Raw genomic sequence first — 20,351 nt, 5'->3', positions numbered from 1 at the left:
CTGATATCACCTACTCATTGCCGCAGGGCCGTATCAAAAGCATACGGCCCTGTTTTTTTTCGTACTTTTGTGCCCGCAAATGGTAAAGATCGATCATATCACCCTTCCGGATTTCCCCTTATTGCTGGCGCCTATGGAGGATGTCAGCGATCCTCCATTCCGTGTGGTCTGCAAGCATAACGGGGCAGATCTCATGTTCACGGAATTCATTTCCAGTGAAGGGCTGATACGCGATGCCATCAAATGCCGCCGCAAACTGGAGATCTTTGACGAAGAAAGGCCGGTAGGCATACAGCTGTTTGGCGGGGATGAAGAAAGGCTGGCCATGGCGGCGAAGATTGTGGATGTAACCAATCCTGAACTGCTGGACATCAATTTTGGCTGCCCGGTGAAAGGTATCGTGGCCCAGGGCGCAGGTTCCGGGGTATTAAAGGATATCGGTCTGATGGTACGGCTTACGGAAAGATGCGTGCGCTCCACTACCCTGCCGGTAACGGTTAAAACAAGGCTGGGATGGGACGATAACACCAAAAACATTGAAGAAGTAGCGGAAAGGCTGCAGGATGCCGGGATCAAAGCCCTTACCATCCATGGCCGCACCCGCTGCCAGATGTATAAAGGCGAGGCTGACTGGAGCCTGATTGCCAAAGTGAAGAATAACCCCCGCATTCACATCCCCATTTTCGGGAACGGGGATATAGACAGCCCGCAGAAAGCGCTGGAATATAAGAACCGTTACGGTGTGGATGGTATTATGATAGGGCGTGCCGCCATCGGTTACCCCTGGATCTTCCGCGAGATCAGGCATTACCTGAACACCGGGGAAGAAATGGCGCCGCCTACCGTGGCAGAACGCGTGGAGGTCTGCAAACAGCATTTACGCAAATCCCTGCAGTGGAAAGGTGATGGAGCCGGCGTATATGCCATGCGCCGTCATTACCTCAACTATCTGAAAGGTTTACCCAATATCAAAGAATTCCGTACCCGCCTGGTAACGCTGAACACCGTGCCGGAGATAGAAGCAGTGCTGGATGAAGTGCTCCGCACCTACGATGGTTTTGAGATGGAGAGAACACCCATCCAGCTGGTGAATTACCATGAGAACTGCCCGGTTTAAATGCAGCAAAACCTCCGTTAATAAATGCACGCAAGGCTGAATAGCTTTGAAACGCAGTCCACTCCTTTAATAAACATATTCCGGTGGCTGGATCCCCTTTGTACGCAGGTACACGATCAATTGCCCGCGATGATGCGTAATATGGTCCAGCGTAGCATTAAAGCCGCCTTCTTTGCCATTGCTTTCCTCATACGTTTTCTTTAACGTTTCATACGCCTTTTCCAGCGCAGTTATGATCTTTTTCTTTCCGGTTACAGGTTTCGGAGGTGCCCATTCTGTTTCCACGCCACGGATGAACATTTCAGACCACCAGTGAATACCATAAGCAATATGGTTCAGTTGCTCGCCAAAGCTCCATATGCCCGCTACCGGTTTCAGATCATAGGCCTCTTCAGGCATTAGCTCCGCTACGCCTAAAGTGTAGGCCCGGGAGCTTTCCAGGTGTTTTAATAGTTGTGCTTTCATGTTCCAAAACTAACATGCGGGCAAAAGAAAGGATTAAGATATCCTGCTCATTTTCTCATGGCGGTATTTGGCCGGCGGCAGTTCAAATTTCTTACGGAAAGCTGCATTGAAATATTCCATGCTCATAAATCCGGAAGTATAGGCTACATCAGACAAAGGCGTGGGGGTGTTTTCCAGTAAAAGTGCGGCATGCTGCAGACGGATGTCCTGCAGGAACTGGTAGGGAGAATAGCTGGTGAAGGTTTTGAAGATCCGGGAGAAGTGGAAAGGGCTTACATAACTGTATTCCGCTATTTCCTTCAGCGAAATATCTTCCATAAAATGTTGGGTAAGGTATTCCTTTGCACGTTCTATGGTAGTGAGATGGTTCTTTTTCAGTTTAGCATGAATACGTTCATCCGGCTCATAGTCCGTAATGCTGTTCAGTACTTTCCGGATCATATCAAAGATCAGCTGGTCTATATGCAGCTTACTGCCCGTGCGGGTGAGTACCAGCTGGGTGATATAGAAATGCAGGAACTCCGTTTCAGGATTGGTGCGGATCAGCGTGGAATGAAGGTCCGGATCACGGAAGAATTTGGTATGGGCATACTGTTCTTTCAGCTGCCTTAACAGTTCCGGAGATATTTCGAAGATGGTGCATTCATCCGGCACAGCATGCGTATGGGTGACCGTACGTTCATATTCTGGTTTGGTGATCAGGATGCAACCGCTGTAAGAATCCAGCGAGTTCCGGAAAACGTTGAAAAGGAAATTCCCCTTCCTTACAAAACTGATACAGAAGCGATCGCTCTGTTCCGGCTTGGAAGTGCGGCAATCTGTACACCGGCACCGGAAGTCCATGATCCGGTAGTAGTCAGAAGTATAAAGCGTATGAATATCTGCATCCATTGCTTACTCACAAGGGATTTTCTTAAAGGGTGATGGTTCAAACTTCAACAGGGCGGCATCCCCGTTGAAAACGGGCAGGCCATCTGAAGTAAGACTGTCTGCCTGCGCCTCATATGCCTGATCTCCCATGATCTTGAACACTACATTCCGGGTGCTCTTCACTCCTTCACTCTGGAATTCATAAGTAGCCCTGAGGATGTTATCCTGCAGGGTACCCGCTATTACACCGGTATTCTTATCCTTTTCATAAATGTTGTATTCCAGGGTGCCGTTCACCTTGTCTTCATCCACCACCAGGGATAATTTAATGGTATCCCGGCCGGTGATCTTATTATAACAGGAAGCAACCGCACCCTGCGGCGTGGTGTTTTCTGTGGCAGTGGAATCATTTTTATTACCGGTACCAGCCTGGTTGCAGGCGGAGAGCAGGATTACAAAGGCTATAGCAGTTCTCATATACGCATGTTTCAGTTATTTTATAAAAGTACGGAATACTGCTGACATAGGGTTGTCACACCCCCATGGTTCCTTTGTATCACAAACAAAAACGCAATTATATGTCAATCATTTCAAGCTTCCTCAAAGAAATGGAGAAGGAATCCATTACTACCCGTAAAATGCTGTCTATAGTACCGGAAGATAAATTCGACTGGCAGCCACATCCCAAAAGCATGACCGTTCGCCAGCTCACAACGCATATTGCAGAAATGCCCACCTTTGCCACACTGGCGGTAACCACGGATGAGCTGGATTTTAACACGCAGCCCTACCAACCGGTACAGATCAATAACAAAGAGGAACTGTTGCAGTACTTTGAAACAACCCTGGCAGACAGTAAAGCACACTTGGCCGCCGCGAATGAGAACATTTTACCTGAAACATGGACCATGCGTGCAGGAGATGCTATTTATGCACAACTCAGCAAAGAAGAAGCTGTACGTATGAGCTTCAGCCAGATTGTACATCACCGTGCACAGCTGGGGGTATTCCTGCGTTTGCTGGATGTGCCTATTCCGGGCAGTTACGGACCGAGTGCGGATGGGATGTAGGGAGAGCTTAAGATTTTACATAGCCAGCTGTTCAATGTTGTTGAGCGGCTGGTTATATCATGTTCATGCAAAGCCGATCCTATATATTTTTTTAACCCAAATGATTATTCTAATTTTACTCATCTCCAATTTCAGGGTTAACCCAATACTTCAGCTATAGCTATACATCCCATGATTTTATTCACGCCGTAAGGTGCACGAATTGTATTTATAATTATTAATTACAGATCATGGCTAAAAAAAGAGAAATTAACGTACAAAACATTCCTATTGCTGTTGTTGACCATAATAATAGCGATTACATATCTATTACAGATATGCTCAAAGCTAAGGAGGGAGATTATTTTGTAGAACACTGGTTAAGAAACAGGAATACGGTAGAATTCCTTGGAATATGGGAAAGTATTAACAATGCAGGATTTAATTACGTCGAATTCGACGTAATTAAATCCCATACCGGCCTTAACTCATTTAAAATCAGCGTGAAAGAATGGGCAGCGAGAACCAATGCAATTGGATTAATAGCAAAAGCAGGCAGGTATGGCGGTACGTATGCTCATAAAGATATCGCTTTTGAATTTGGCTCATGGATAAGCCCGGCATTCAAGTTATACCTGATTAAAGAGTTCCAGAGACTGAAGGAAATTGAGAGTAATACACATCACCTTGAATGGAACTTCAGAAGGAGTCTGGCGGCTACTAACTACAGAATTCAAACGGATGCAATTAAGGAAAAACTGATCCCCTGGAGCGACACACTGCAAAAAAGTGATGTATATATTTACGCGGAAGAAGCTGACCTGGTAAATCTGGCTTTATTCGGCCTTACTGCGAAACAATGGAAAGAGCAATATCCGGAAGCTGCAACCGGAACAATAAGAGATTGCGCAGATACCCATAGTCTCATTGTTCTTTCAAATCTTGAAAATCTCAATGCCGTTTGGATCAGACAGGGGATCGGTAAGAAAGAACGGTATGAGATGATGAGAGAAGCTGCTATTAACCAGTTGACCTCTCTTCAAAAATATTTAGCCGACCCTTCAACTATTGAAAGTCCCAATAAGACGAAAATATTACCAGATAATAAAACACTAACATTAAGGCCGCCTTACTGAGGCGGCCTTAATGTTTTAACAAGCTGCATAAATAATTTAATTCATCAGCGCAGACAAAGAAACCGGTTCCTGTGGTTTGTTGATATCAAAGAAACGCACACCATTCTTCACATATGCGATCAGTACGCCATGGTATGGGATCACGTCATAATAAGTATCTCCGTCCTCTATATACTTCAGTAATTTGGGTTGTTCCGGGTTTTTAATATTGAACACAGCCAGTCCTTTTTCAGCATCGCAAACATACAGTGCACTATCCTGTATACCCAGCCCATAAGGGCGTGTCAGCGGCAATTGTGTTTTAAGTACGGGATTTTTTGTATCCTTTACATCATAGACCATTAATGCATTCGCAGCACCTCCGCAGGTGCTCCCTCCTCTCAATGTTACAAAAGCAATAGTACCCTGTGTAACCACGGGATCACAACTTCTAAAGTGTTGTACACGACTTTCCTGTTTAGGGCTGGCGGGATCTGTTATATCAAAAATAAACATAGCAGAAGATGAGCCAATGAACAGTTTCTGATCGTAGGCAAAGATGGTTTCAATATCCCAGCCCAAAGATTTTGTTGCTTTATTAATGGGCTTGTCTGCATCCGTTATATCATACACCTGCAGGTTGCTATGATTCACTACATAAAGATAATTGCCTGCAATTGCAAATCTTGCAAGGGAGCCCCCTTTGCCGCCACCGGAACTATAGTCAGAAGAAGTTTTGGCGCCGTCTTTCGTACAAGAGATGGTGATCAGCAGCACCAATAATAAGTAGTAATATTTTTTCATCAGAAGCGGCATTTAGGGTTATTAACTTTTTTCACTTCCCATCTCACAATTCTTCCTTTACTGTAATCCGGGCATTCCAGATAGAAAACATTTGATGGCCTGTTATGGCTATAATATACAGAGGAATACCTCAGTTCCGGAAATACATTGGCGACACGGCTTTTTACTTTTACTTCGGGAGAAGCACTGAGGTCCAGAATGATCATATCTTCGAAGTTATTGGTGTATATATTGTCCCCTTTCAGTGCAACCTCTTTGCAACCGGGTACATTTAAAAAGCCAATTTTAACCGGCTTAGCCTTATCTGAATAATCAATGATGTGAATGCCTGAATCTTCTTCTACCTGGTACAGCCTGGTGCCCAATACGAAGATCTTACCTGCCTTTGCCGTAGGCCGGGCAGCCAGCGTGGTAATCTTCAGTTCTTCGGCATCCTCCGAAGCATATATGGGTACATAGGTATCTACAATACCAACGGGTGGAGGTTCGGGAGGCATCCGGTCCCTTTCACGTAATTCAAAAAGCCGGAAATCGCAACCGCAGAATGCAATTGCTACCAGGAGGAGTGTAACAGTTCTTAGCATAAGGATCGTTTTTGGGTTGATACATATGCTAAACGGCCCGGATATTGGGAAAGTTACTTCCGGGCTATAAATTTATCATTGATATAAAAAGTGCCGAAGGGGATCACGGAAGCACCCAATGCTATCAGCATCTTTTTGATGGACCAGTCCATGGCCAGTTTTACTTCTATGACGAGGATCACATAAAGCACAAATAACACCCCATGCGCCATCCCCACCTGCCTGGTTAACCAGGGTTCGTCTGCAAAGTATTTCAGGGGCATAGCTATGAAAAGCAATACCAGGAAGGAAATACCTTCCAGCAGGCCTATTACCCGGAGCCTTTTTACCGATTTCAGCGGCTTATTTTCCATGTGGCAAAAGTACTATGTAAAGAGCTGATGGAAAATGATCCTCGTCAGCCTCCTGAATATTCGTATTTTTGCCCCATGGAAGCGGTTAAATTACCTAAGCAGATATTGGCCCGCCAGCACGAGATAGTGGCTGAATTTATCCGGGAAGTGAATAAACATGTAGAGGATATTGCAGCCGGGCGCGCAACAGAAATGATTGAGATCAGGGATTTTGCGCAACTGATGCACATCCACCCTACCCATTTAAGCAACACCATCAAATTAACCACCGGGCAGGCCCCTTGTTTCTTTTTTGAGGAAAAGATCATGGAAGTGTCCCGCCGCCTGCTGAGTGAAACAAATGACCCCATTGCAAACATCGCTATGCAACTCACCTACGACCCTTCTAATTTCACTAAATTCTTCAAACGCTTCCAGGGGCTTACACCCAAACAATACCGGGAACAGGTTTACCGGGAGAAAATGGAAGCCATAGCCGTGTAAATCCTCAAAAAACGGAAATAGTCACCATTTAAACTGTAGCTGTCACCATAATGTAAGGAGCCGGATAGCTCAACTTTGTGTTATGAAAACACAACAAAACATTGCATTAGTAACAGGCGGTAGCCGGGGCCTTGGCAGAAATATGGTGCTTCACCTTGCCCAAAATGGCGCAGACGTTGTATTGACGTATCACTCCCGTAAAAATGAAGCGGCGGAAGTAGTAGCAGCCGTGGCGCAAATGGGACGTAAAGCAATAGCGCTTCAACTGGACACCGGCAAAACAGCTACTTTTGATGCATTCACCGCTATCCTTACCGCAGAACTCAAAGCAGTATGGAATACCACACAGGTGAATTTCCTGATCAATAACGCGGGTATTGACGCGTTTTCCTACTTCCCTGACACTACTGAAGAGGTATTCGATAACCTTTTCAACGTACATTTTAAGGGTGTTTATTTCCTGACGCAAAAGATGTTGCCGCTGTTAGCAGATAACGGGCGGGTGGTTAACCTATCCACCGGGCTGGCACGTTTTGTAACACCGGGATACGCCGCTTATTCCTCCATGAAAGGGGCCATTGAGAACTTTACCCGGTACCTGGCAAAAGAACTGGGCGGCAGGGGAATTACAGCTAACACAGTAGCCCCGGGGCCTATTGAAACAGACTTTACAAAGGGTGCCTTTGATGCACATCCCGGAACAAGGGAATACCTGGCTTCACAGACCGCTTTGGGCCGTCTGGGCCAACCGGAGGATATCGGGGGCATTGTGGCCTTCCTTTGCAGCGATGCCGCCCGTTGGGTGACTGCGCAACGGATAGAGGCTTCAGGAGGGACTTTCCTGTAAGCGTAGATAGCTCGCCTCAGGCGGGCCATCTTTTTTATAGAACCAGTGGGTTCAGTTCCGAAGCAGCCGGCCCGCCGATGGGTAAACCTAACAGCCAGGTGGCATGATCGTTCTCCTGAAACTTGTGCTTCGGCGCTGTGATCTTTGCATCATCAGCGATGTAGATAATCGTCATTACTTCCCGCATATTGGGCGAGTTATTACCAGGTGCACTGTGAATGGTATAGCCATAATGCCAGGTAGCATCACCGGCATTCATAGTGGATGCGCGGGTAACGGGAAATTGATGCTCATCCACATACTGATTAAATGCATCTTCGGATTCATCAGATATTTCATAATCGAACACAACGCCGTTTTTGTGGGAGCCGGAAGCAAAGGTGAGCATGCCCATCTCCACATCAATATCTACCAGCGGCATCCACATTGTAATGGTATTGGGTGTATCAATGGGCCAGTAATACTGGTCCTGATGCCAGGGTGTGGGGCCGCCGCCGGGTTCCTTGAACAGCGCCTGGTCGTGATAGATCCGTACATTCGCTACGCCCATCAGGTCCGCGGCCATTTTAGCGAATCGTTTGGCCAGTACAAATTTTTTCACCCGCTCATCCACACGCCATAAATTCATGATCTGTAAAAATGCTTTTCCATAAGTATCCCTTTCTTCCATCTTCCGCTTCTCCGTATTATACTTATTAGCAGCATCTACAATTACTTCGCGGTAAGCAGCTGCTTCATCGGTATTAAGCACATTGCTGATGAGTATATGCCCGTTTTTACGGAAGGCTTCCGCCTGAGCAGGGGAAATTTCCCGCACATCGTTTAATCCGGGCAGGGAGTGTGTGGTGGTATTCATAACTGGCAAGTTTTACTATTACGAAGTAAGGCATCTGCAGGCGTGGAAACAATGGTGGAATTGGTTATTTATTGGGGGATTTTATCCCATTACGCCAGAAATGTTAGCTTTATAATAAAAAAGGCCATGTTAAAAGCCTCCTACGAAGTACTGCAGCCGCCGGGTAATCATTCTTTCCTGGTAAGAACATTCGGGAAAACAGGTTTCGCGGCTCCCTATCATTTTCACCCGGAATATGAACTGACGTGGATCGTTAAAGGCAGCGGCAAACGGTATGCAGGGAGCAATATGGCCGATTTTTCGGATGGGGACCTGGTGTTATTGGGCCCTCATGTACCACATTGCTGGAAACTACAGGCAGACGAAAAGAAATCCGTTGCACGTTCTGTGGTGATCCAGTTCACCCCTGATTTTCTCGGAAATGATTTCTTCTCCAAAGCTGAACTGGCCAATATTCATCAATTGTTCCGGAGAAGCAGCAGCGGCATACAGTTTATAAAAAGAACACCCGCACTGGTGCAGGCACAAATTAAAGAACTCACGGAAGAGAAGAATAATTTTAAACAACTGATAAAGTTACTGGAGATTTTACAGCAACTGGCTGTTTCCAAAGAGTATGTATTGCTTGATCAGCATCCGCTGATAGCAGAGCTTTCACCCGCTAACCAAGCCAGGATCCATCCCATCTTTGCTTACCTGGTGGAGAATTTCAGGCGGGAGGTTTCATTGAACAAAGCCGCAGCCATTGCCAATATGACGCCCAATGCATTCTGTAAATACTTCAAACGGATCACCCGCAAAACATTTATGGAAACGGTGATTGAATACCGGATCAATTACGCCACACAGCAACTCATTCAATCAGATAAAACCATTTCGGACATCTGTTTCGATAGCGGATTCGGGGATATATCCCATTTCTATAAAATGTTCAAAGCCAAAATGCAGGTAAGCCCCCTGCATTACCGGCAACAATTCGGGGCTTTCTGATCAGTAAAAGGCAGAGACAAAAAAGAATTACACGAAAGATAACAAATTGTTAATCCTGGGATAACATGCGATTTTTTTCTTTGCGGCCGGAAACGCATAGAACAGTTATCTATGATAAAGATGATCTATTAATGATTGCCTGTGCCTAAACTTCAGACATTATGCAGCAGACAAATGAGCCGGTTTCTTTGTGGCAGAAAATAAGAAAAGGAGATAAAGAAGCATTGTTTGTACTGTATGACGATATGTATTTTCACCTCGTACGTTATGGCCTATCCGTATATGCTGATAGCGATCTGGTAAAGGATTGCATCGGGCACCTGTTTTTAAAACTATGGGATAGCCACACAACGCTGAACAATGTGGAGAACGTACGGTCTTACCTTTTCACCTCCCTGAGAAGAACGATCGTTGATTACCTGAACGCAGCGGGCCGTACGGCTTCTGCAATGCTTGAGATACACGAAGAAGAAGGCACGGAGGCCTCTTATGAGGAAATTATTATTGCAAGGGAAAGAGATGAAGAAATAAACAGGGACCTGAGAAATGCACTGAATACTTTATCCCCTAAACAAATAGAGCTGATACGCATGAGATTTTTCGAGAACCTTTCCTATAAAGAGATCGCCCATCTCAATTCACAAAGCGTTAAAACATCCTACAATACTATCTACGATGCTATTAAGATGCTTCGCCTGAAGCTCAAAATGTAGATTTTAAAAAAAACTTCTTTTTTCTCTAGGAAAACGATCCGATTTTACCGTCAATAGGAAACAAGCCGAAAAGTAAAACATGGATCTGCAACGTCCCGAGCCTGAAGACTTTCTTTGCGATGAATCTTTCCTGCGTTTCTGCGGGGGCGAATATCCTGACACGTTATTCTGGAACAACTGGGTAAAAGAGAACCCGGAGTATACCGCTGTGGTAGACAAAGCCCTGCGTTTATACGACATGCTGAATGCAGGCCAGGGTAACAGTAAAGAACAGCTGGCGGCGATGAAGGATGCCATTGCACGGAGAGAAGACTTTCAAAACATGGTCTCCCGTAGCAGACAGGCAAAGATGGTGCAGGTAAAAAGACCCTGGATACGTTACGCTGCGGCCGCAGCTGCCATATTACTGATTACCGGCGGATCACTGGCTTACCTCTGGAAAAAGGGGGCTGCAACCGGTTTACAGACCTATGAACACTATACGGCTGCTCAAAGCCGAAAAACCGTTGTGCTGCCGGACAGTAGCGTGATCATGCTGAATGCGAACAGCCATCTTTCCATCAGTAAGCATTTCGATAACGAACATCGCGAGGTAACCATCACCGGGGAGGCTTTTTTTGATATCAAACACGATCAGGAACATCCTTTTATTGTACATACCAGTGAATACAGGATCCGCGTGCTGGGTACATCCTTCAACGTAAAGTCGTATCCCGGCAGCCATGGTACGGAAACAGACCTCATCTCCGGTAAAGTAGAGATTGTGACAAATGGCAGTAATGTAAAAGAGAGGATAATATTAAGACCTAACGAAAAATTTGTGCTGGAACGCGAACACCAGCCAGCCATCAATAAAACGCACAGCGCAACGGTGGCGGTATCAAAGGGAACAGTAGAAAAAATAAATCTGGATACACTTACGCGGCAAGCCCCTGAAACGTCCTGGGCACGGCAGAAAATGGAGATCAAAGATGAAACTTTTGAACAGATAGCCTTAAAACTGCAGGCCTGGTACGGTATCAGGGTGATCTTTGCCAGCGAAGATGTTAAACAATACAGGTATACCGCTACTTTCAACGATGAAACAATATTCAAGGCACTACAGTATTTGAAACAATCCTATCCATTTAATTACCGGATAGAGCAGGATGCAATTGTAATCTCTCGGAGCTAATCATTTATTAAAGTATAAAATCTATGAAGGGGTATTTGCCGCTTCCTGGGCGTAGCATGCGCGCAGGTATGAGTATCTTTTTGTCCTTACTTGTCTCCCTGTTGCTGAGCCTCCACGGCTCTGCACAGAACAAGCCGGCACAAACCACCATTACGCTGGATGCGGATAATGAATCTGTATCTTCTGTACTGCACAGGGTGCAGCAGCAAGGTTACTATCGTTTTGTATACAACAATGGCCTGCTGGACGATAAACGTCTTATTTCCCTGCACTTAAAAAAAGGCACGCTCAAACAATTGATGGATGTAGTGCTGCGGAACAGTGAACTGATCTATGAATTGAAAGAGAACGGCATTGTGGTATTGAAGCGGCCGGATGTTTCGCCAACCATCATTGAAAGCAAACGCAAGATCAGTGGTCTTGTGCAGGACAGTAGCGGCATGCCGCTGCCGGGTGTAACCGTTGCGCTGAAAAGCAAATCCGGGGTGGGCACTACTACAGATCTCAATGGTGGCTTTTTCCTGGAATTGCCGGCCACAACAGAGGCAGTATTGGTATTTACCATGCTGGGGTTTAATACCCGCGAGATCACACTCACCGATCAGACCTCTCTGAACGTCAGGCTCTCCATAGCGCCGCGTGCACTGGGCGAGGCTGTGGTAGTGGCTTTCGGAAAACAAAAGAAAACGGACGTAGTTGGTTCCGTTACTTCCATCGATCCAAAAGAACTGAAAGTTCCATCCAGCAATCTTACCACAGCACTGGCCGGCCGCGTGGCCGGGCTTATAGCTTATCAGCGTTCCGGTGAGCCGGGTGCAGATAATGCAAGTTTCTTCATCCGTGGTGTGACCACTTTCGGTTATAAGAGAGATCCACTCATCCTCATCGATGGTGTGGAAGTGACTACTACCGACCTGGCTAACCTGCGTGTAGACGATATCGCCAACTTCTCTATCCTGAAAGACGCTACCGCTACTGCATTGTACGGTGCACGCGGTGCGAACGGCGTTATCCTCATTGCTACCAAACAAGGTAAAGAAGGCCGCCCTGAGTATTTTGTAAGGCTGGAGAATACAATGTCCTCCCCTACTAAGAACATAGAGCTGGCAGACCCGGTAACCTATATGAAACTTGCCAACGAAGCTGTGCTCACACGCGATCCGCTGGGACGCCCGCTATACAACCAGGAAAAAATAGACAGTACGGGCGTTAGTGCAAACCACTACCTGTATCCGGCTACAGACTGGCGTAAAATGCTGTTCAAGGATCATACCATGAACCAGCGTGCAGACGTGAACGTGAGCGGAGGTGCCTCTGTTGCACGCTACTATGTATCAGGTGGCTTCTCCCAGGATAATGGTGTATTGAACGTTCCGGTTGTCAGCAATTTCAATAACAACATCAAACTGAAAACATATTCCATCCGCTCTAACGTGGATATTAATCTGACAAAGAGCACCCTGCTCATTACCAGGTTATCCGGTACATTCCAGGATTATAATGGGCCGATCAATGGGGGCGCCGCTGTATATAATGATGTAATGCATGCTAATCCTGTATTATTCCCGGCTTATTACGAACCGGATGCGGCTTTTGCTATGACAAAACACATCCTGTTCGGCAACTCCGCCAACGGACTTGTTACTAACCCTTATGCGAACATGGTAAGAGGTTATAAGGATTATAACACTTCCAGGATCAATGCACAGGCGGAAATACGCCAGCAGCTGGATTTTATTACCCAGGGCCTGTCCGTTAACATAATGGCTAATACCAGCCGCTATGCTTATTACGCCATCAGCAGAGCTTATAAGCCATTCTACTACAACATTTCCGGGTATAACCGCCGCACAGGTGAATATGTGCTGAATGAAATAAATCCCAACGATGGAACCGAGTACCTGGATTTTCCCACCAATGGCGGAGACAGAACCGTAACCACTTCTGTCTATTTCCAGGCGATCATGAACTATTCGAAAACTTTTGGCAGGCATGGTGTAAGCGGCAGCCTGGTGTACCAGGCCCAAAATGCCGTATCCGGTGATCTGTCTTCACTACAGGCTTCACTGCCGGCCAGGAACCTGGGCATTTCCGGCAGAGGTACCTATAGCTACGATCAACGCTATTTCGCAGAGATCAACTTCGGCTATAATGGTTCCGAGCGCTTCGACAAAAATCACCGTTTCGGTTTCTTCCCCTCAGCAGGTGTTGCCTGGAACGTGTCCAACGAAGATTTCTGGCGCAAAAAACTGATCAGCACAATCAGCAACCTGAAGCTGAGAGCTACTTATGGCCTGGTGGGTAATGATGCGATCGGTGACGCAGATACCAGGTATTTCTACTTGTCCCAGGTGCTGATGAATGATCCGTCAAAAGCTGCACAGTTTGGTAATATACCGGGAGGCATCATCAGGAAGAACGGCATCAGCGTTCAACGTTATGCCAACCCTAACATTCAATGGGAAGTGGCGTACCAGACCAACCTTGGCATTGACATGAGCTTCTGGAACAAGATGAATGTGACGATGGACTTTTACAAGACCTATCGCTCCAACATCCTGCAGGAAAGGTCCTATATCCCTTCTACCGCAGGTTTTGCCTCAACACCCTACGCCAACATCGGCGCAGCTACTTCCAAAGGTATGGACGGTTCTATCGATTACAACCAGAAACTCAGCAGGAACTGGTGGATCCAGGGCCGTGCCAACTTTACACTGGCCATGAGCAAATACAGAAAGATAGAAGAGCCCGCCTATGAAAATGCACCCTGGCTGTCTAAAGTTGGCTATTCATTGTCCCAACGCTGGGGATATATAGCTGAAAGGTTATTCATCGATGATAAAGATGTGATGAACGCTCCTTCACAGATCGCCTTCGGGGAATATGGCGCCGGCGATATCAAATACAGAGATATGAACGGCGATGGCAACATCACTACGCTGGATAAAGTGCCCATAGGTTATCCTACAGATCCGGAGATCGTATATGGCTTCGGTTTGTCCGCCGGTTACAGATCTTTCGACATTTCCTGTTTCTTCCAGGGTGCGGGCAATTCTTCTTTCATCCTGAACTCTACCTCTACAGCACCCTTTGCTAACAACAACGCATTGCTGAAAGCGTATGCGGATGATCACTGGTCTGAAGACAACAGGAACATCTATGCACTCTGGCCGCGCCTCAGCCCTGATGTGAGCCAGAACAATGCACAGCCCAGCACCTGGTGGATCCGTAACGGTAAATTCCTGCGCCTGAAGCAGCTGGAGGTCGGTTACTCTCTGCCCAAGTCTACCCTCAACCGGCTCAAATTAAAGAGCTTCCGCATCTATGCAAACGGCAGCAATCTTTTCTCCCTCACAACTTTCAAACTATGGGATATTGAAATGGCCGGTAATGGATTGGGCTATCCGGTACAAAGGGTGATCAACATGGGCCTGCAGACAAGCTTCTAAAATCAGACTTATTTAAAACTTTTATATGCGCTTAAAAAGATCAGTGGTATTCGGATTATTATGCTGCCTGGCTGTCAGTTCCTGCAAGAAATATCTTGATGTTGTGCCAGACGGCGTAGCCACTTTCGATTATGTGTTCAGGCAAAGATCAACAGCGGAACAGTATTTATACACCTGCTATTCTTACATGCCCAAACACGGAGACATCTCCACCAACCCGGCTTTTATGGCAGCCGGCGAGCTGTGGTTCCAGTATCCTTATAACCTGCCAGGCTTTACCGTGAACCTCAATTCCTGGGAGATTGCAAGAGGTACACAGAGCGTAGCCACCCCGCTTGTGAGTTACTGGAACGGCACCAATGGCGCCAGCAATCTGTTCAGAGCTATCAGGGATTGCAACATCCTTATAGAGAATGTGAACAAGGTACCTAATATGGATCAGTATGAGAAAGATCAATGGGCTGCCGAAGCTACTTTTCTCAAAGCCTATTATCACTGGTGGCTGCTCCGCATGTACGGGCCTATACCTGTTGTGGACAAGAACCTCCCTGTTAATGTTTCTCCTGAAGATGTACAGGTGCCCCGCCAGCCGGTGGACTCCTGCTTCAATTATGTAGTAGCAACACTGGACAGCTCCATCACCAATCTGCCTGAACGCATCAACAACATGGCGAGTGAGGCTGGCAGAATTACCAAAGCCATTGCAATGGCGGTAAAGGCTGAAGTACTGATAACCGCTGCCAGTCCGCTATTCAACGGTAATACTACTTACGCCAACTTCAAAAGTAAAACAGGGCAGATCTATTTTTCCCAAACGTACGATCCGCAGAAATGGATAAGAGCGAAAGATGCGATAAAAGAAGCCATTGATATCTGTATTGCGCAAGGCTACCGTCTCAACCGCTTTTCTCCTTCTGTATCCGCCAACCTGCCCGCAGATCTGCAAAAAGTGATGGACATCAGAACGAGCCTTACCGATAACTTCAATTCCGAAGCAGTATGGTCCAACACCAACAGCCAGGCTGCTATGATCCAGGAAATGGCGCAGCCAAGAGCAACCGCTGCCCAGGCTAACAACATTTCTTTCTGGTGCCTCTCTTCCGTTCCCATGAGCATCGTAAACCAATTTTATACAAAGAACGGTGTGCCTGTTATGGAAGACAGAACGCTGGATTTTGTAACGCGTGGTAACCAAACACGCAAAGCCGTTGCTGCGGAGAAGAACCTCATCTTCCAGGATTATATTACTGCCGCCATCAATTTTGACAGGGAGCCGCGTTTTTATGCTAACCTGGGTTTTGATGGTGCTATACTCTATGGAAACGGTAATACCACTGTAGGCTCGCTGAACCACCTGGAAGCCAGGCAAGGCCAGTATTCCGGCTTCTCAGGCCAGGTGACCCGCTTCAATGTTACCGGCTATTTTCCCGTGAAAGTGGTGAACTACCTGAACGTATTTGGGCCTAACAATACAACCTACATCATTTCCCAATATGCCTGGCCGGTCATGCGCATGGCTAACCTCTACCTGATGTATGCAGAAGCGTTGAATGAAGTGAGTGGCCCGGGATCTGAAACAGAACGCTGGATCGATTCCGTGCGCCTGAGAGCAGGTATCCCCACGGTAAGAGAGGCATGGACCAACTTCTCTACCAATCCAGCACAGATAGATTCTAAGGAAGGCATGCGCCAGGTCATTCACCGCGAACGCCTCATTGAACTGGCATTTGAAGGCCAGCGCTTCTGGGACCAGAGAAGATGGAAAGAAGCAGAGAAAGCATGGCAAGGCCCCGTTCAGGGCTGGACCATTGGCCAGCAGGACGTTGTAGGCTACTACCAGTTCGCCACCCTCTTTAACCAAACGTTCCGCCAGCGGGATTACTTCTGGCCCATTGCAGAGGACGATCTGATCGAAAACAAAAATCTTGTACAAAATCCCGGATGGTAATCACTCTTAAATTTCTATACTATGTTGCATCATAAATTAACACTGCTCCTGACGCTGGGCCTGGTCATTGCCGGATGTAAGGAAGAATGTGTAGGCCCTTTACCGGCAAACGATGCCGCTCCCGCAAAGATCACCGATCTGAAAGTAGTGAATACGCCCGGTGGCGCAAAGATCGCCTATGTAGTACCTGCAGATCCAAACCTGCTGTATGTACAGGCAGAATGGGAATATAAGGGTTTCAAACGTAACACCAAATCATCTTACTACGGCGATACACTGGTGTTGCAAGGTTTTGGCGATACCGATGAATACAAGGTAAGTGTGTTTTCCGTAAGTAAAGCGGAGAAACGTTCCGAATCTGTGAACGTAACGGTAAAACCCCTGAATCCCCCTGTGTATGAGGTATACACCAGCCTGAAGGTGAAACCGGACTTTGGTGGTGTGAATATTGATTTTGTGAACGAAACACGCGGAGATGTGGTGATCACCGTGCTCACGAAAAACGCAGAGGGTAAAATGACTCCCGTAGACGCTTTTTATACCGGCCTGCCCAAAGGCAACTTCACCACCCGCGGCCTTGAACCTAAACCCACTTTATTCGGTGTGTTTGTAAAAGACAGATGGGGTAACATATCCGATACCCTGCTCACAGAAGAAACACCTTTCTTCGAAAAGGAACTGAATAAAAAGCTCTTCAGGGAACTGAATCCATACCCCGGCGATGTGAACGGCAATATCTACTCTGCTGCTTATCCCATGAAGAACCTGTGGGATGGCGGTAGCACCATCTTTGTAACTGCACAGGCATACGGTGTGCCGGTAAGTTTCTCCATCGACCTTGGTGTAAAAGCCAACCTGAGCCGCATGAAATACTTCCAGCGCCAGAGCACCGCATTCTACTTCAACTCCGCCACTCCCCTGGAATGGGATGTATACGGTTCCAACAGCCCTGCTCCGGATGGTAACTATAACAGCTGGACGCTGCTGATGCACTGCACTTCCCGCAAACCTTCCGGGCTGCCGCTTGGCCAGGCTTCCAACGATGATATTAACTATGCGCTCGCCGGGGAAGATTTCAACTTCCCGCTGAGCTCAGAAGGATATCGTTACCTGCGCTTCAATGTAACCAAAACATATGGTAGCGCCACTAACATTACGTTCGCCGAGCTTACCTTCTGGGGAGCTTTCTAATTCAATTATTCATGAAACGATTGATATACCTGGGAACCATCATTGGCATGATTGCACTGGTTTCCTGCAGTAAACAGGACAGATCTTATTACGATCACATCAAAAATGGTGCGATCGTATACACCGGCAAAGCTGAATCCTTAAAAGCTTTCAGCGGTAATGAAAGAGTGGTGCTCAATTGGGTGCTGACAAGCGACCAGAATATTACCGGTTGCAAAATATACTGGAATTTCGGAGCAGATTCCCTGGTGATGGCGGTGAAGAAAAGCCTCAAACCGGATACCATCAAAGTATCTGTCAATAACCTGCCCGAGGGTTCTTATAACTTTGAAGTGTTCACTTTTGATAAAGAAGGGCATACCTCCATAGCTACCGAAGTCATTGGCAACAGCTATGGCCTCAACTTCCAGTCAACACTGTCTAACAGGCCCATCCGCACTTCCACAAAGGTAACAGCTACCAATAGCATCAACATCACCTGGGTAGGCAGGGATGATAAATGCCTGGGCACCGAATGGAGCTACACCGGTAAAGACCAGCAACAGAAACGTTATTTCTCCGCGCAGGGAGATACAACGCTGATCTCTTCCTGCGACCTGGCCAAACCGGTTACATACCGCACGCTGTTCATCCCTGAAATGCAGGCTGCAGATACTTTTTATACGGCTTTTAAGGCGCTGTAAATATTATAACACATCATATCATGAAACGAATTTTTTACGCACTGAGCCTGCTGGCCATGAGCCCCGCAGCTGTGCTGGCACAGAAAGCCGCTACCGGTTACGTTTATAACGATGACAATGGTAACGGCAAAAGAGAAGCAAAAGAAAAAGGTGTTGCCAACGTAACGGTGAGCAACGGAAAAGAAGTGGTACTAACCGATGCGAAGGGCAAATACACATTGCCTGTAGGAGATGACAATATTATTTTTGTGATCAAACCTGCAGGCTATAAAGTGCCTTTAAACGCCAAAAACCAGCCGCAATATTACTATATCCATAAACCGGCCGGATCACCTGCTGAATATGAATACAAAGGCGTGGCGCCTACGGGCGCCCTGCCTGCTTCGGTTGACTTTGCAGTGATGAAGTACAACGAGCCTGATAATTACCGCGCACTTGTACTCGGCGACCCGCAGGTGCTGGAGCCACAGGATGTAGGGTTCTTCGACAAAGGCATTATGTCTGAACTCATAGATGTAAAGAACGTAGCGTTTGGCCTCACACTGGGCGACCTTGTGGGCAAGGTGCTCACCATGCACAAAGATTACATCAACGTAGTAGCTAAAGCCAATGTGCCCTGGTACAATGTGATCGGCAACCACGATACCAACCATGAAGCAAAATCCATTGAAAAAAACGATGAAAGTTTTGAAGCCAGCTTCGGTCCTTCTACCTATTCCTACAACTACGGCCAGGCACACTACATTGTACTGAACGACAACCTGTACCCTGACCCGCGCGATGGGAAAGGTCTCTGGGGAGGCTTTCTGCCGGATCAGCTCTCTTTCATAGAGAACGATCTGAAATATGTAGATACAGGCAAACTGGTAGTGCTGGCCTTTCATATTCCATTGTACCAGGCGGAAGGTGCTTTCCGCACGGAAGACCGCGTACGTTTATTCTCCCTTTTAGCTAAATATCCGCATGTGCTCGCACTGTCTGCCCACACCCATAATCAGTGGCAGCGATTTTATGACAAAGAATGGGGGTGGACAGGTGCGAAGCCTTTTCATGAATTTAACGTAGGCGCAACTTGCGGTAACTGGTATTCAGGCAGAATGAATGAGCAGGGTGTTTTAGAATCTGTAATGAGTGATGGCACGCCACGCGGATATGCTTACCTGAACATCACGGGCAACACTTATACGGCAGATTACAAAGTGGCCAATAAACCTGCGGATTACCAGATCGGCCTGTGGCATCGTAAAGTGATGTCTACCATCTGGTGGGATGGCCGTGGTTTTGTATATGCTAACTTTTACATGGGGTATAAGGACAGTAAAGTGCGATATCGCATAGACGATGGTAAATGGAAACCCATGAAATATACACTGGAACCGGATCCTGCATTTGTAGACGAATTGTATAAATGGGATGGTACGGAAGAGATGTTCCGTGGCCGCCGCCCCACAGAACCTGCTAACTGTACCCACTTATGGAAAGCCCCGTTGCCGGAAAGCATTGGCATTGGTACCCACCGGATAGAAGTAGAGGCTACAGATCCGTTCGGGAGAACGTTCACACAGAAAAGCACATACAGGATAGAAGAAGCGAAATTTTAAAAGCCGTTAGCATAACAAATGAAGGCGTTCTCCATTTCTGAGACGCCTTCATTTTGCAA

The 20,351-nt window shown here is 46.8% G+C and carries 20 protein-coding genes; 13 read left to right on the top strand and 7 right to left on the bottom strand.

The window, feature by feature from the left end; all coding sequences use genetic code 11:
• The first annotated feature begins 79 nt into the window (after positions 1-79).
• Positions 80-1,117 carry a tRNA dihydrouridine synthase DusB gene (gene dusB / locus AAHN97_RS09135; RefSeq protein ID WP_343307274.1) on the top strand — a complete coding sequence of 346 codons (1,038 nt, stop codon included), beginning with the start codon at positions 80-82 and terminating at the stop codon, positions 1,115-1,117.
• 66 nt (positions 1,118-1,183) lie between these two features.
• On the opposite strand, the gene AAHN97_RS09130 is transcribed toward dusB, so the two are convergent.
• The 3 genes from AAHN97_RS09130 to AAHN97_RS09120 are packed head-to-tail and all read right to left on the bottom strand — an operon-like array spanning position 1,184 to position 2,929.
• A complete protein-coding gene (locus tag AAHN97_RS09130; RefSeq protein WP_343307273.1) occupies positions 1,184-1,582 on the bottom strand; it encodes a DinB family protein in 399 nt (132 codons plus the stop codon).
• A gap of 33 nt (positions 1,583-1,615) precedes the next feature.
• Positions 1,616-2,473: a helix-turn-helix transcriptional regulator gene (locus AAHN97_RS09125; RefSeq protein ID WP_343307272.1), complete on the bottom strand. Its 858-nt coding sequence runs from the start codon at positions 2,471-2,473 to the stop codon at positions 1,616-1,618.
• A 3-nt stretch (positions 2,474-2,476) separates the two neighbouring features.
• Positions 2,477-2,929, bottom strand: a complete 453-nt coding sequence (locus tag AAHN97_RS09120) for a hypothetical protein (protein WP_343307271.1) — start codon at positions 2,927-2,929, stop codon at positions 2,477-2,479.
• A gap of 101 nt (positions 2,930-3,030) precedes the next feature.
• Between AAHN97_RS09120 and AAHN97_RS09115 the strand changes: the two genes are divergently transcribed.
• Together AAHN97_RS09115 and AAHN97_RS09110 are read left to right on the top strand one after the other, a co-directional pair.
• On the top strand, positions 3,031-3,522 hold the full coding sequence (locus AAHN97_RS09115; RefSeq protein ID WP_343307270.1) for a DinB family protein: 492 nt from the start codon (positions 3,031-3,033) through the stop codon (positions 3,520-3,522).
• A gap of 230 nt (positions 3,523-3,752) precedes the next feature.
• A complete protein-coding gene (locus AAHN97_RS09110) occupies positions 3,753-4,637 on the top strand; it encodes a KilA-N domain-containing protein (RefSeq protein WP_343307269.1) in 885 nt (294 codons plus the stop codon).
• A 36-nt stretch (positions 4,638-4,673) separates the two neighbouring features.
• On the opposite strand, the gene AAHN97_RS09105 is transcribed toward AAHN97_RS09110, so the two are convergent.
• Genes AAHN97_RS09105 through AAHN97_RS09095 form a run of 3 tightly spaced genes read right to left on the bottom strand, consistent with a single transcriptional unit; the run spans position 4,674 to position 6,357 of the window.
• Positions 4,674-5,420 carry an LVIVD repeat-containing protein gene (locus AAHN97_RS09105; RefSeq protein WP_343307268.1) on the bottom strand — a complete coding sequence of 249 codons (747 nt, stop codon included), beginning with the start codon at positions 5,418-5,420 and terminating at the stop codon, positions 4,674-4,676.
• The gene (locus AAHN97_RS09100) at positions 5,420-6,004 is read right to left on the bottom strand and encodes a hypothetical protein (RefSeq protein WP_343307267.1); all 585 of its coding nucleotides are present in this window, start codon (positions 6,002-6,004) and stop codon (positions 5,420-5,422) included. Before AAHN97_RS09100 ends, AAHN97_RS09105 begins: the two co-directional genes overlap by 1 nt.
• 53 nt (positions 6,005-6,057) lie before the next feature.
• Positions 6,058-6,357: a DUF3817 domain-containing protein gene (locus AAHN97_RS09095; RefSeq protein ID WP_343307266.1), complete on the bottom strand. Its 300-nt coding sequence runs from the start codon at positions 6,355-6,357 to the stop codon at positions 6,058-6,060.
• Between AAHN97_RS09095 and AAHN97_RS09090 the strand changes: the two genes are divergently transcribed.
• On the top strand, positions 6,358-6,840 hold the full coding sequence (locus AAHN97_RS09090) for a helix-turn-helix domain-containing protein (RefSeq protein ID WP_343307265.1): 483 nt from the start codon (positions 6,358-6,360) through the stop codon (positions 6,838-6,840).
• Positions 6,841-6,922: 82 nt separating this feature from the next.
• Complete coding sequence (locus AAHN97_RS09085; RefSeq protein ID WP_343307264.1) at positions 6,923-7,687, top strand: SDR family oxidoreductase; 765 nt, start codon at positions 6,923-6,925, stop codon at positions 7,685-7,687.
• 34 nt (positions 7,688-7,721) lie between these two features.
• Here AAHN97_RS09085 and AAHN97_RS09080 read toward each other — a convergent pair whose 3' ends face one another.
• Positions 7,722-8,543 carry a phytanoyl-CoA dioxygenase family protein gene (locus AAHN97_RS09080; RefSeq protein WP_343307263.1) on the bottom strand — a complete coding sequence of 274 codons (822 nt, stop codon included), beginning with the start codon at positions 8,541-8,543 and terminating at the stop codon, positions 7,722-7,724.
• A 126-nt stretch (positions 8,544-8,669) separates the two neighbouring features.
• Here AAHN97_RS09080 and AAHN97_RS09075 point away from each other — a divergent pair, with 126 nt between their 5' ends.
• From AAHN97_RS09075 to AAHN97_RS09040, 8 genes are all read left to right on the top strand, one after another.
• Positions 8,670-9,533: an AraC family transcriptional regulator gene (locus AAHN97_RS09075; RefSeq protein ID WP_343307262.1), complete on the top strand. Its 864-nt coding sequence runs from the start codon at positions 8,670-8,672 to the stop codon at positions 9,531-9,533.
• Between the two features lie 161 nt (positions 9,534-9,694).
• Positions 9,695-10,246: an RNA polymerase sigma factor gene (locus AAHN97_RS09070; RefSeq protein WP_343307261.1), complete on the top strand. Its 552-nt coding sequence runs from the start codon at positions 9,695-9,697 to the stop codon at positions 10,244-10,246.
• 79 nt (positions 10,247-10,325) lie between these two features.
• Entirely contained in the window at positions 10,326-11,420 is a 1,095-nt protein-coding gene (locus tag AAHN97_RS09065) for a FecR family protein (RefSeq protein WP_343307260.1), read from the top strand.
• A 68-nt stretch (positions 11,421-11,488) separates the two neighbouring features.
• Complete coding sequence (locus AAHN97_RS09060) at positions 11,489-14,869, top strand: TonB-dependent receptor (RefSeq protein ID WP_343307259.1); 3,381 nt, start codon at positions 11,489-11,491, stop codon at positions 14,867-14,869.
• A 25-nt stretch (positions 14,870-14,894) separates the two neighbouring features.
• Positions 14,895-16,817: a RagB/SusD family nutrient uptake outer membrane protein gene (locus AAHN97_RS09055; RefSeq protein WP_343307258.1), complete on the top strand. Its 1,923-nt coding sequence runs from the start codon at positions 14,895-14,897 to the stop codon at positions 16,815-16,817.
• 21 nt (positions 16,818-16,838) lie between these two features.
• Positions 16,839-18,008 (top strand): DUF5000 domain-containing lipoprotein, encoded by a 1,170-nt coding sequence (locus tag AAHN97_RS09050; protein ID WP_343307257.1) that lies wholly within the window; start codon positions 16,839-16,841, stop codon positions 18,006-18,008.
• Between the two features lie 11 nt (positions 18,009-18,019).
• Positions 18,020-18,691 carry a DUF4998 domain-containing protein gene (locus AAHN97_RS09045; protein ID WP_343307256.1) on the top strand — a complete coding sequence of 224 codons (672 nt, stop codon included), beginning with the start codon at positions 18,020-18,022 and terminating at the stop codon, positions 18,689-18,691.
• Between the two features lie 20 nt (positions 18,692-18,711).
• The gene (locus AAHN97_RS09040) at positions 18,712-20,292 is read left to right on the top strand and encodes a calcineurin-like phosphoesterase C-terminal domain-containing protein (RefSeq protein ID WP_343307255.1); all 1,581 of its coding nucleotides are present in this window, start codon (positions 18,712-18,714) and stop codon (positions 20,290-20,292) included.
• Positions 20,293-20,351: the final 59 nt, after the last annotated feature.

This window comes from Chitinophaga niabensis, from assembly GCF_039545795.1.
Taxonomy (GTDB): domain Bacteria; phylum Bacteroidota; class Bacteroidia; order Chitinophagales; family Chitinophagaceae; genus Chitinophaga; species Chitinophaga niabensis_B.
This window is presented reverse-complemented; position numbering and strand designations above follow the sequence as displayed.

What these genes read in the sequence shown, in the direction of transcription:
- AAHN97_RS09115 (WP_343307270.1), top strand. Translation starts at nt 3,031, where the DNA reads ATGTCAATCATTTCAAGCTTCCTCAAAGAAATGGAGAAGGAATCCATT.
- AAHN97_RS09080 (WP_343307263.1), bottom strand. Translation starts at nt 8,543, where the DNA reads ATGAATACCACCACACACTCCCTGCCCGGATTAAACGATGTGCGGGAA.
- AAHN97_RS09045 (WP_343307256.1), top strand. Translation starts at nt 18,020, where the DNA reads ATGAAACGATTGATATACCTGGGAACCATCATTGGCATGATTGCACTG.
- AAHN97_RS09085 (WP_343307264.1), top strand. Translation starts at nt 6,923, where the DNA reads ATGAAAACACAACAAAACATTGCATTAGTAACAGGCGGTAGCCGGGGC.
- AAHN97_RS09050 (WP_343307257.1), top strand. Translation starts at nt 16,839, where the DNA reads ATGTTGCATCATAAATTAACACTGCTCCTGACGCTGGGCCTGGTCATT.
- AAHN97_RS09075 (WP_343307262.1), top strand. Translation starts at nt 8,670, where the DNA reads ATGTTAAAAGCCTCCTACGAAGTACTGCAGCCGCCGGGTAATCATTCT.
- dusB (WP_343307274.1), top strand. Translation starts at nt 80, where the DNA reads ATGGTAAAGATCGATCATATCACCCTTCCGGATTTCCCCTTATTGCTG.
- AAHN97_RS09055 (WP_343307258.1), top strand. Translation starts at nt 14,895, where the DNA reads ATGCGCTTAAAAAGATCAGTGGTATTCGGATTATTATGCTGCCTGGCT.
- AAHN97_RS09065 (WP_343307260.1), top strand. Translation starts at nt 10,326, where the DNA reads ATGGATCTGCAACGTCCCGAGCCTGAAGACTTTCTTTGCGATGAATCT.
- AAHN97_RS09070 (WP_343307261.1), top strand. Translation starts at nt 9,695, where the DNA reads ATGCAGCAGACAAATGAGCCGGTTTCTTTGTGGCAGAAAATAAGAAAA.
- AAHN97_RS09095 (WP_343307266.1), bottom strand. Translation starts at nt 6,357, where the DNA reads ATGGAAAATAAGCCGCTGAAATCGGTAAAAAGGCTCCGGGTAATAGGC.
- AAHN97_RS09060 (WP_343307259.1), top strand. Translation starts at nt 11,489, where the DNA reads ATGAGTATCTTTTTGTCCTTACTTGTCTCCCTGTTGCTGAGCCTCCAC.
- AAHN97_RS09130 (WP_343307273.1), bottom strand. Translation starts at nt 1,582, where the DNA reads ATGAAAGCACAACTATTAAAACACCTGGAAAGCTCCCGGGCCTACACT.
- AAHN97_RS09040 (WP_343307255.1), top strand. Translation starts at nt 18,712, where the DNA reads ATGAAACGAATTTTTTACGCACTGAGCCTGCTGGCCATGAGCCCCGCA.
- AAHN97_RS09100 (WP_343307267.1), bottom strand. Translation starts at nt 6,004, where the DNA reads ATGCTAAGAACTGTTACACTCCTCCTGGTAGCAATTGCATTCTGCGGT.
- AAHN97_RS09105 (WP_343307268.1), bottom strand. Translation starts at nt 5,420, where the DNA reads ATGAAAAAATATTACTACTTATTATTGGTGCTGCTGATCACCATCTCT.
- AAHN97_RS09110 (WP_343307269.1), top strand. Translation starts at nt 3,753, where the DNA reads ATGGCTAAAAAAAGAGAAATTAACGTACAAAACATTCCTATTGCTGTT.
- AAHN97_RS09120 (WP_343307271.1), bottom strand. Translation starts at nt 2,929, where the DNA reads ATGAGAACTGCTATAGCCTTTGTAATCCTGCTCTCCGCCTGCAACCAG.
- AAHN97_RS09125 (WP_343307272.1), bottom strand. Translation starts at nt 2,473, where the DNA reads ATGGATGCAGATATTCATACGCTTTATACTTCTGACTACTACCGGATC.